The 9,650-nt window shown below is 63.5% G+C and carries 10 protein-coding genes; 9 read left to right on the top strand and 1 reads right to left on the bottom strand.

All coding sequences use genetic code 11. The features are described 5' to 3' along the window. Positions 1–139: 139 nt before the first annotated feature. A complete protein-coding gene (locus tag BLT65_RS42325) occupies positions 140–1,390 on the bottom strand; it encodes a tyrosine-type recombinase/integrase (protein ID WP_091790035.1) in 1,251 nt (416 codons plus the stop codon). A gap of 209 nt (positions 1,391–1,599) precedes the next feature. Here BLT65_RS42325 and BLT65_RS42330 point away from each other — a divergent pair, with 209 nt between their 5' ends. The 9 genes from BLT65_RS42330 to BLT65_RS42365 all read left to right on the top strand — a co-directional run. After that, positions 1,600–2,682: a DNA-binding protein gene (locus tag BLT65_RS42330; RefSeq protein ID WP_091790037.1), complete on the top strand. Its 1,083-nt coding sequence runs from the start codon at positions 1,600–1,602 to the stop codon at positions 2,680–2,682. A gap of 23 nt (positions 2,683–2,705) precedes the next feature. Then, positions 2,706–2,828, top strand: coding sequence for a hypothetical protein (locus BLT65_RS48530; RefSeq protein WP_279634516.1), 123 nt, complete (start codon positions 2,706–2,708; stop codon positions 2,826–2,828). 94 nt (positions 2,829–2,922) lie between these two features. Then, on the top strand, positions 2,923–3,390 hold the full coding sequence (locus tag BLT65_RS48230; RefSeq protein WP_244187031.1) for a hypothetical protein: 468 nt from the start codon (positions 2,923–2,925) through the stop codon (positions 3,388–3,390). Then, positions 3,311–3,844, top strand: coding sequence for a hypothetical protein (locus BLT65_RS48235; protein WP_244187033.1), 534 nt, complete (start codon positions 3,311–3,313; stop codon positions 3,842–3,844). The genes BLT65_RS48230 and BLT65_RS48235 overlap by 80 nt, the downstream gene beginning before the upstream one ends. Positions 3,845–3,917: 73 nt before the next feature. Further along, complete coding sequence (locus BLT65_RS42345) at positions 3,918–4,307, top strand: hypothetical protein (protein WP_091790039.1); 390 nt, start codon at positions 3,918–3,920, stop codon at positions 4,305–4,307. 238 nt (positions 4,308–4,545) lie between these two features. Then, positions 4,546–5,940, top strand: coding sequence for an ATP-binding protein (locus tag BLT65_RS42350; RefSeq protein WP_091790041.1), 1,395 nt, complete (start codon positions 4,546–4,548; stop codon positions 5,938–5,940). Between the two features lie 180 nt (positions 5,941–6,120). After that, entirely contained in the window at positions 6,121–7,692 is a 1,572-nt protein-coding gene (locus BLT65_RS42355) for an alpha-galactosidase (protein WP_244187034.1), read from the top strand. Between the two features lie 1,071 nt (positions 7,693–8,763). Continuing rightward, positions 8,764–9,300 carry a RelA/SpoT domain-containing protein gene (locus BLT65_RS42360; RefSeq protein WP_208545893.1) on the top strand — a complete coding sequence of 179 codons (537 nt, stop codon included), beginning with the start codon at positions 8,764–8,766 and terminating at the stop codon, positions 9,298–9,300. Between the two features lie 83 nt (positions 9,301–9,383). Further along, positions 9,384–9,650: transposase (locus tag BLT65_RS42365; protein WP_143036674.1), on the top strand; the 267-nt coding region annotated here is incomplete at its 3' end.

The raw sequence follows: 9,650 nt of genomic DNA on the forward strand, positions 1-9,650 counted from the left end.
CAACGCTTCGGGGCGCGTCACACAGATTCTTGCATAGGCGATGCGGTTTGAGTAACGGGCCGTACCGGGTGCCCTGTATAACGGACACGTGGGGTCGAACGTTGACCGGTCCCCGACCTGAATCCGGGCAGGGCAGGCGTCACCAGTTGATGCGATGTTTCTCGTCGGTCTCGTGGTGGCGGCGATCGTCGTCGACGTGCAGATACAGGCTGGTCGTGGTCAGTGATGCGTGACCGAGGTTGTCGCGCACGAGTCGCAGGTCGACCTGGTTGTCGGCCATGTGCGAACCGGCGCTGTGCCGCAGCCAGTGGGCCGAGGCCTGTTCGAGCAGGTCCGCGCGGGCCGCAAAGGCCTCGCCACGTTCACGCAGCCGCCCGGCGGCGCCGGCAAACACGTCCTTGACGATCGTATGTAGGGCGGCCCGGGTCAGCGGTCGGTGTGACGGACCTTCAATCTTCGTCCGGTCTGCCTCCGTCGTGCTTCCCGCCGTGCTTCCGATCGGGAGGACGAGCGGCGTCGTCTCGTTCGGTGAGGGCAGGGCCGTCATCCCAAGGAACTGGCGATAGCGCGACAGTTCCGTCATCAGTTCGCGCGTGGCCGGCACGAGGCGCTCCCTGTCGCCCTTGCCATGCACGGTGAGCCACCAGCGCATCGTCCCGTCGGCGTCGCGCCGCACGAAGAACTGGCCCATCGTGTTGCCGCCGGCCTCGGCAATGCGCAGCCCGCCCAGGTACAGCAGCGTGAAGAGCCACCGCACGCGGTGATAGTGCGCGCGTTCCCGGCCGGTCTCCTGGGGCATCGACGCAATGAAATCCTTGACCTCCTGCCACAGGCCGGGCTCGAGATAGCGGGTGATGCGTGGGGTTGCTTTCCGGGTGCGCTGGCGCGAGAGCGCGAGCGGGTTGCCGGCGAGATAGCCGGCCTGCACCAGCCACGAAAACAGCACATTCAGGATCACCATCGCCTGGCGGATGCTGGCGGGCGACAGCGGGCCGTGAAAGGGCCGCCAGCGGGCGTCGCCCCGCGGATGCTTGCGGCCGCCGCCCTCTCCGGCGTTGGCGATCCAGGTGGCGGCCGGCTGCGGATCGGCGAGGAAGCGCTGGTAGCGCAGGCAGTCCTCGTGGGTGAGCGACGAGAGCGGCTTGCCCAGCTGCACGAGCGACCAGAGCAGCAGGCGCTCGGCTTCCTTGCGGTAGCTGTCGAAGGTGGTCTGTTTGTCGGCAAAGCGCGCGAGCCACGCGCGGATCGCCTCGAGATCGTTCGCCGCGGCGAGCTGCGCGTGGCCGGCCGTGGCGCGGTTGGTCCCCGCGTGACCGTCGAGTGCGGCCGGGATCACGAGCCGCTCGAGTGGGGCGGGGTGCAGCACGACCAGGTTGTGCGAGGGCGGCATGAAAGGTTGAGCTTTTTCGGGAAAGGTGAGCGTTTGCGGGAGCCGGTCGGATATTGATATGTCCCTTTATAAATTGTGCAACAGGCTGCTGCACGATTATCTTTCTATTTTCGACATTATGGGGTTAATGTCAAATTACTGGTCTATCACAATTGGATATGGTGCGTTTTACGTTGTATTATCAACGCATCCAAACGTGTTCCCTCTCCATGTCTGACGATCTGTCCGCTGTTTCGTCCAACGTCCCATCCGATGAGGCGCGTCTCGCGGCCGAGATCGAGCGCCTGAAAGCCGCGTTCCCGAAAACGCGCGAGCTGTACCGCGAGGTCTGCGCGCTGCTGTTCTTCCGCTTCGGGCAGACGCCGACCGCCAACCGCCTGTATCAGCTGGTGAAGCGCGGCAGCATGGGCACGCCCGCGACGGTGCTCGGCGAGTTCTGGACGGAACTGCGCGAGAAAAGCCGCGTGCGCATCGAGCACCCGGACCTGCCGGCCGATCTCGGTGCCGCGGCGGGGGAGCTGGTCGCGACGCTGTGGGCGCGGGCGACCGCCTCGGCGCAGGCGGAGCTCGACGCGCTGCGGGCGGAAGTGGAGGGCGAGCGCACCGAAGCGGAGCAGCGCGTCGCGGCCGCGCGGGGCGAACTGGAACGGACGGAAACGGCACTCGAGCAGCGCACCGCGGCGCTGCTTGGCGCCCAGGTCGAGATCCGGGAGCTGGAAAAGGGGCAGGCGGAGGGCCACGCCGCGCGCCAGGCGATGGAGGCAGAGATCACGCGCCTGAAAAGCGAGCTGGCCGCGCGCGACCGCGAACTGAACAAGGTGCGCGAAGGCTTCTCGCGCGATCTGGACAAGCTGCGCGAGAGCGCGGAGCGGGCCGAGGAGCGCCTGCGTGCGTCGGAAAAGCGCGCACTGCTCGAGATTGACCGCGAGCGTGGCGCCGTCGCGAAGCTGCAGAGGGAGCTCGACGAGGCCACGAAGCGGGCCGACCGGCGCGAGGCCGAGCAGCGCCGGGCGGTCGAGGCGCTGCAGGCTCAACTCGGTGACGCACGTCATCAGGCGGGCGTACTGCAGGGGCGGCTCGATGCCGTGCAGGCGACGAACGCAACGCTGCAGCAACAGCTGGCGGCACGGCGCGAGGCCGATGCCCGTGAGGCGCGACCCGTTAGCGCAAAGCCCCCCGCTGGTCGTCCAGCAGTGGCCCGTCCGGCACGAACGCCCGGGCCGGCACGCAAGGTCCCGGTAGCCTCCGTGCCATCCAGCAAGACGGCGGCACGCCGGAAGAAGCGGGGGTAGACGCGATGGAACAAGGACCTCGCGTGCGGAAAGAGAACGCCAGGCGAATCGGGCGCAAGGTGCCAGCCTGCCCGCCAATCGGTGCGCTGATGCGCTACGGCGAGCGGATCGTCCGCGTGATCGCCGAAGCGAGCGGCCAGGCGTGATCATCGAGTCGGTCAATGAGGACGGCCGCGCCTTTCGCAGCACGGTGAAATGGATTAGCCTGAGCGCTCTTCACGATCAACTCTTCTGAGCGCGATGACGACGCAGCCGACCGCACAGCAGCTCGATATCTTCGCCGACAGCCGCGACGTGGTGTTGCGCAACGGCGTCCTAGATCAGTTGCAGCGCCGCGATGGAGCGGCCGCGCGAGCGGCCCTGGAAGAACTGGCCGCCGAATATCCGGGCGACGGCGCGCTGTCCGCGATGACCGTGCTGGTCCGTGAACTCGAAGGTGGTTCCACAACGCCCTTCGCTGATCACGCGGCGCTGGCCATCGCCCGCCGTCACCACGAGAACGAGGTAGTGCCCGCCGTGGGGCGGGTGCTGCCCGCGCAGGACGTACGACGGTGGCTCGCGCCGTGCTGGTGCTCGCTCGCGCAGCGGGCCTCAGCCCTGGCGTTTCGCGGGGCCGAGGCCGGGAATCGTGCCGAAAATCACGCTGCGCCGCTGTGGGCTTCGGGCGGGCGAATGGTCGGCTGCGGGAGCAGCGGTCGAAGCCATTGAGTCGTGGTGGCGGATCCCGGCACCGCTCGCATGGATGACCGAGGTGCGCTACCAGGTCGCCGGACTGGATGCCGCGTGGCCGCTGCTCGCGGAACTGGCGTGGCTGGCGCCCGCACGGTTCGCGGCGTTACTGTCCGCGCTGGGCGACGCTTCCCTTGACGCGCTGCGCCGGCGCTTCGATGCGGGGTTTCCCGGCACGGGCGAGGTAGACGATTACGCGTGGTTCCCGGCGTGGCTGCTGGTGGTCAAACCGGCGCTCGCGGGCCGGTTCGGTGAGGCGCGTGTGCAGCGTGACCGGGCGGCGTCGCGTGCGACCGCCCTGCTCGGAGAGATCCTGCGGCGGGAGCACGAAGGCGACCAGCACGAACTGGTCAGTCTGCGTCAGGAATTCAGCCGGTTGCATGCGGGTCTGTTCGAGGCGTACATGGCAACACGAAAAGTGCAGCACCGGTGAGGATGACGACCATCGGCTGTGATCATCGCTGACGTCGTCACATGGAGAAGTCGGGCGCAGGCACGGAGGCGACATGTCATTGAAGGCGCAGTGGTACCGGGACAAGCTCGCGAAAAAAAGTCGTCAGGGCTTCCGCGGCTACCCGGTCGCAACGGTGGCCTTTTATGGGCCCGACGACACGCGGGCGACAAAGGTGTCGGTGGGCATTGTCACGCACGAAGGCGCAGATGCTCACCCGGTTGAGCGGTGGTTCTGTGAAACGTCCGATGCGAGAACCGATCCGGAAGTCAACGAAGCAGTCGTCCGGTTCATCGAACAGCATGGGGCGCGTTCGGTCGCCGCCATCTATCGCATCATCGGGTGTCCGCATGAGGAAGGCACCGACTATCCGGAAGGCGAAACCTGTCCGCTGTGCCCCTTCCGGGCCCATCGCGACCGGTGGACCGGTGAGATCATCAGTTGAATCCGGGGTGCGTGCCCAACTGATGCAAGAACACCTGGCAGGCTCAAATGCCCGCGAGTCGTCCGTTCCCGCACCCCACGGCTAATCCGGCGGCGACAACCAGAGAGGCGGCTAACGGAACACGGTGGCCGACGCGCAGGCACTACAATTCGTTCTGAAGCCGCCGTCAGGAGTCACGATGTGTCGTGAACGCCTGCTTCACTCAAGGTTCATGCTGTTCAACCCGTAGGCCGGCCTCATGATCCAGCTGGACGAACTGCGCGGGCATCCGCTCTTCAAGGATCTGTCAGAAGCGCTTTTGCAGTGGCTGCGCGAACAGCTGACGGAAGTCAGCATCGCGGCGGGGGAGGTCCTTGCCCGTGAAGGCGAAACGAGGTCCCACTTTTACGTCGTGCTGCAGGGTGAGGTCGCCGCGACAAAGCTTTCACGCGGGCAGCAGATTCCCACGTCCCGGTTCATTGCGCCAAGCTACTTCGGGGCAGTCTCGCTGCTCTCGGGGACGCCCGCGCCTGGCACGCTCAAAGCGGTCACCGATGGGCGCGTGGCGCTGCTGCCGGAACGCGCGTTCCGCGAATTGCTGGTCGGCTCGGAGACCTTCTGCCGGCTGATCTTCCACAGCTCCTTTGATCGTCTGATGAACCTGGAGGCGACGCTGCGTAACCGGGAAAAACTGGCTGCCCTCGGCACGCTCGCCGCGGGCCTCGCGCACGAATTAAACAATCCTGCGGCTGCACTGGTGCGCACGGCGGACCGAGCGGTGGACGCACTCGCAACGCTGAAGGTTGCGCACATCGAGTTGAGGGATAGCTCGATTCCTGTCGATGCAATGAAAAACCTGGAGGGTCTGGGCGAACGCCAGGGACTGACAAACGTGATGTCGGCTATCGATGCCCTGAAGCGGAATCAGGCAGCGGACGCGCTCAGCGACTGGCTGCTCGCACAGGGTGTCGGGAAGCCGTGGCTCCTGGCGCCATGCCTTGTCAGCGCGGGAATCCTGCAGGAGGAACTTGACCCGCTTGCCGTCACCCTGAACAGGGAGCAGTTTGCCGCCGCCGTCCACTGGCTCGCGTCGACACTGGAACTCAACGCGCTGATGGAAGACATCCGCGTTGGGTCGGTCCGGATTTCAGGGATCATCCGGGCGATGAAATCCTACTCGCACATGGACCAGTCGCCGCAGCAGGAAGTGGACATCCATGAAGGCATTGAAGATACCCTCATCATCATGCAACACCGGCTCAAGCAGGGTGTCACCGTGCATCGTGAGTACGATCACAGCCTGCCGCATCTGAGCGTGTATGGCAGCGAACTCAATCAGGTATGGACCAACCTGATCGACAACGCCATTGATGCCATGAGTGGCAAAGGCGAGATCGTTGTGCGGACTTACCGCGAGATGGACGAGGCAGTGGTCGAGTTCACCGACAACGGGACCGGCATCGCAGACGATGTCATGCCTCACCTGTTCGAGCCTTTTTTCAGCACCAAGCCGCCGGGTCAAGGTACGGGCCTGGGCCTCGACATCTCGTATCAGACGGTCGTCAACCGGCACCGCGGAGCGCTTCTTGTCAGTTCACGCCCGGGACAAACGACCTTCCAGGTGCGCCTGCCACTCGTGTCGAGACCGGGATGAACACCTCATGTGAATTGGACGGCTATGCTTGTATGTTGTCATCAGCGCGTGTTCCTTGTTCTATGGCTGATTTCGAGCCTGTGCGCTTGCGGCCGCGCCGTTGAGCCAGGAACCGCAGAGGCAGCCCGATCTACGCCCACACACCCGCTTGCCCTCGCCCAACGCGCAACGCCGGTACGCGTGCCTCCACCGCCGATGGGCTGGTCGTCCTGGAACAGTCTGGGCGAAGGCGTGAACCATGACGTCATCAAGGCCGAAGCCGACGGATTGGCGTCGCTGAACACACGCATCACCTCGGGCGCCCGATACGAGTATGTGAACATCGACGAAGGCTGGTGGCGCTCAGGGCAAAGAGACGAAAGCGGCAATTTCATCGTCGACACGACGCAATGGTCCGGCGGAATGCAGGCCATTGCCCGTTATATCCATGGCAAGGGTCTAAAGGCGGGTATTTATATCGATGCGGGTCCGCGCGGCTGCGGCAAGCGAGCCGATGGTACGCATTTCGTCGGAAGCGACTTCGCTTACTACGATCACGATTTCCTGCAATTTGCACAATGGGGATTTGATTTCGTCAAGGTCGATTTCTGTGGGGGCGCGGCAGAAAACTACGATCCGCAGACAACCTACCGGTCCATCGCGCAGGCCATCCGGCGCGCCTATTCGCAGACTGGCCAGCTTATGACGTTCAGCGTGTGCGACGGGGGCACGGTACCCACCAACAAATCGTTCCCTGACTACGACGAAGGGCCGTGGGTGTGGGGTGCCGGCGTCGGCACGATGTGGCGAACCACTCGTGACATCGCACCGGACTTCGGCAGCGTCACGTATAACCTGGCCGGCAACTATCACCCGGAGGGTCAGCACACCGGCTACTACAACGATCCCGACATGATGGTCGCCGCGATGGGGATGTCCGCCGTTCACGATCAGGCGCACGTCAGCCTGTGGGCGATTGCAGGCGCGCCGATGATTCTCGGCAACGATCTGGCGAAGCCGCTCGCCGCCGACACGGCAAGCTTGCTGACGAATCCCGAGGTGCTTGCAATCGATCAGGACGCGCTAGGCCTGCAAGGGCTATTGGTGGCGCAGTCCGGCCGCCTGCAGGTCTGGGCGAAGCTGCTGGCGGGAACGGCACAAAGAGCGGTCGTCCTCTTCAACAACTCGGCGAGGGATGCGCCGATGACGGTCACATGGGAGGCACTCGGCCTCGTTCCGTCATCGCAGGCGACGGTGCGGGACGTCTGGGCCCAGAAAGACCTCGGTCGATTCACAGCGTCCTATACGGCGCCGAACGTGCCCGCCGGAGGCGTGACGATGCTCGCGGTGAGTGGCACCGACTCAGTGCCGGCAATATGGGAACCGGGCCTGCTGGCCGGGGGAGCAGCTTACTCGCGCTGTCCAGCCTGCCCGGGCGGCGAGAAAGTTACGCGGCTCGGTAGGGCGTATTTCCGCGGGAGCGCGTCGACCGCGCGTGGGGGCTTCGTCGAAATCGGCTATGTCAACGACAGGGCACAGACCGCCTACGCGCAACTCGCCATGAATGGCAAACGGCCGACCACGCTCGCTTTCCCTCCGACTGGCGGCGACGGACGGGTGGGCGCCGTTACCGTCTATGTGTCATTTCAGGCAGGGTCCAACATGCTTGCGTTGTCGAATGCGGACCCGTCGATACCCGCGCCCGACATCGGGTACGTGGTCACAGTTGGCGGGCCGGTGCCGGTCGCGTCAGCTATTTCGACAGCGCATTGAGGGTGCCCGACCTTCTGGTGCGAAACATGGCGGCAGCAGGGCGCCGAGCCGCCTGTGGCAAGTCTTTGCAAATATGAGAGTTGCGACAAGCCGAGCGATTTCCAGGTCATCGATAAGGCGGACTTTTTCGATCCTATCCGCCAGAACTTACACTGACATTGCCGTCCCCACCTATGCACTAACAGGCTGGGCGGACGGCACCGGTAATACCGTTGGCGGGGGCTTGCAATGGCCCCGATCTGCTAGACTAATTCCAGGCGGCTCAGGGCTATGAGCTGGTGGTTTCCGCGTCGACGCCTCTCCGCGCTCGGTCGACGAAGGTTGCTCCGGCTTATCAATGCCCTGAGCTTGAGCACCCGCTTCCACGCGACGTGCACCTACGAAAGGTGCATACGACTCCCCCTCGATGCACGAAAGGCATTTCACCTGGTTCAAGGCAGCACCATCAGCCTTACGGCGGGACAGGTTCTGCATTTCTCTGGTCGCGTTCGAATTGTTCTTCCACCAGATTCACCGCTGTAAGGGGGTATTCGTTCGATCATCTTTCCTCGCTTGCCCGCGTAATCCGCCAGCAAGTGGGAGGGTAGATCAAAGGGTTCTACATCAGGCGTGAGCTGACCGGCAGGTCATCGGCCATTGCGGACGTAGGAGTGTGGGTCACTGTGAGACAGCTGATCGGCACTTTGCTGCAGTTCGCACCCTCGAAGCCTCGAATGTCAGGTACCGATGCGACGGTATAAGTAGTCGCGCTCAGACCAGACAAAGCAGAGGCTGACGCTCGTAAGACCGAGATGGGTCCGGGCAAGTGTCTTCCACTTCGCCCATGCTGACCCACTCGAAAGCAACTTCCGCGGAATCACGACAATTCTCCAAAATACTTTAGCAACAGATCGACGTTTTCCGAGCAGATCAGGGATCGCGCGCAGCACTGCGACGCGAGTGATAAGCTCATCGCGCTCGGAGTGGAAGCAAATGTATTCTCGAGACACTGCTATGCCGTCCGGCAGCCGCCTGACGGATCGTGTGACACTGCGAGTGAGAACGGCGGTATCAAGTATAGTGCGACGATAGATGGAAACTCTGCGGCGTACGAAGAAGCCGAAGCATACAAGAACGGGGTTGGCGATGCAGTGGGCGATACCGGAAAACAGTCGGGAAAGGGTAAATGCGGCTGGACGCACGCTCGTGGAGGGCATGGGCGACACGGCGGATGGCATAGACCGTTACCTTGATGCGTATGCGGTGATGTCGAACTGGCGTGCCTCCCACCAGTTTCCGCTGAACACGTTCAAGATTAATCTTCGCGAGCGAGCAAGAAGCATCGACGAGCACGCCTTCGTGGCACAGCGCCTGAAGCGCGCGCCGTCGATCATCGCGAAGTTGAGCCGCTTTCCTAACATGCGTCTCACCCAGATGCAGGATATTGGGGGATGCCGGGCCGTCGTTTCCACGTTGCACGATGTGACGCTGCTGCGCGACGCGCTGAAGAAGAGCAGGATCAAGCATCGGTTGGTCAACGAGAAGGACTACATCGCCGCTCCTAAGGAGGATGGATACAGGGGCATTCATCTCGTCTACCGGTATGTGAGTGATCGCAAGGAGACTTAGAACCTTTAACAGAATGAACAAAGGGGCTGTTTACTCTCGATGAATCCTGTTAACCTTTTCATTGTTTCGACGACGAAAAGGACATGGCTAAACCCATACTCGACGACGAACTTTGGGCACTCATCGAACCGTTGCTGCCCCCACCCAAACCTCGCCGTTCACGCTATCCGGGACGCAAACCACTGGATGACCGCGCGGTGCTCACCGGCATCCTGTTCATCCTGCAGACGGGCCTGCGCTGGGACCTGCTGCCGCGCGAGATGGGCTGCGGCAGCGGCATGAGTTGCTGGCGCCGTCTGCGGGACTGGCAGGCGGCCGGCGTCTGGGACCGACTGCATGAAGTCCTGCTC

The organism is Paraburkholderia steynii, from assembly GCF_900100565.1.
In the GTDB taxonomy this organism is placed as follows: Bacteria; Pseudomonadota; Gammaproteobacteria; order Burkholderiales; family Burkholderiaceae; genus Paraburkholderia; species Paraburkholderia terrae.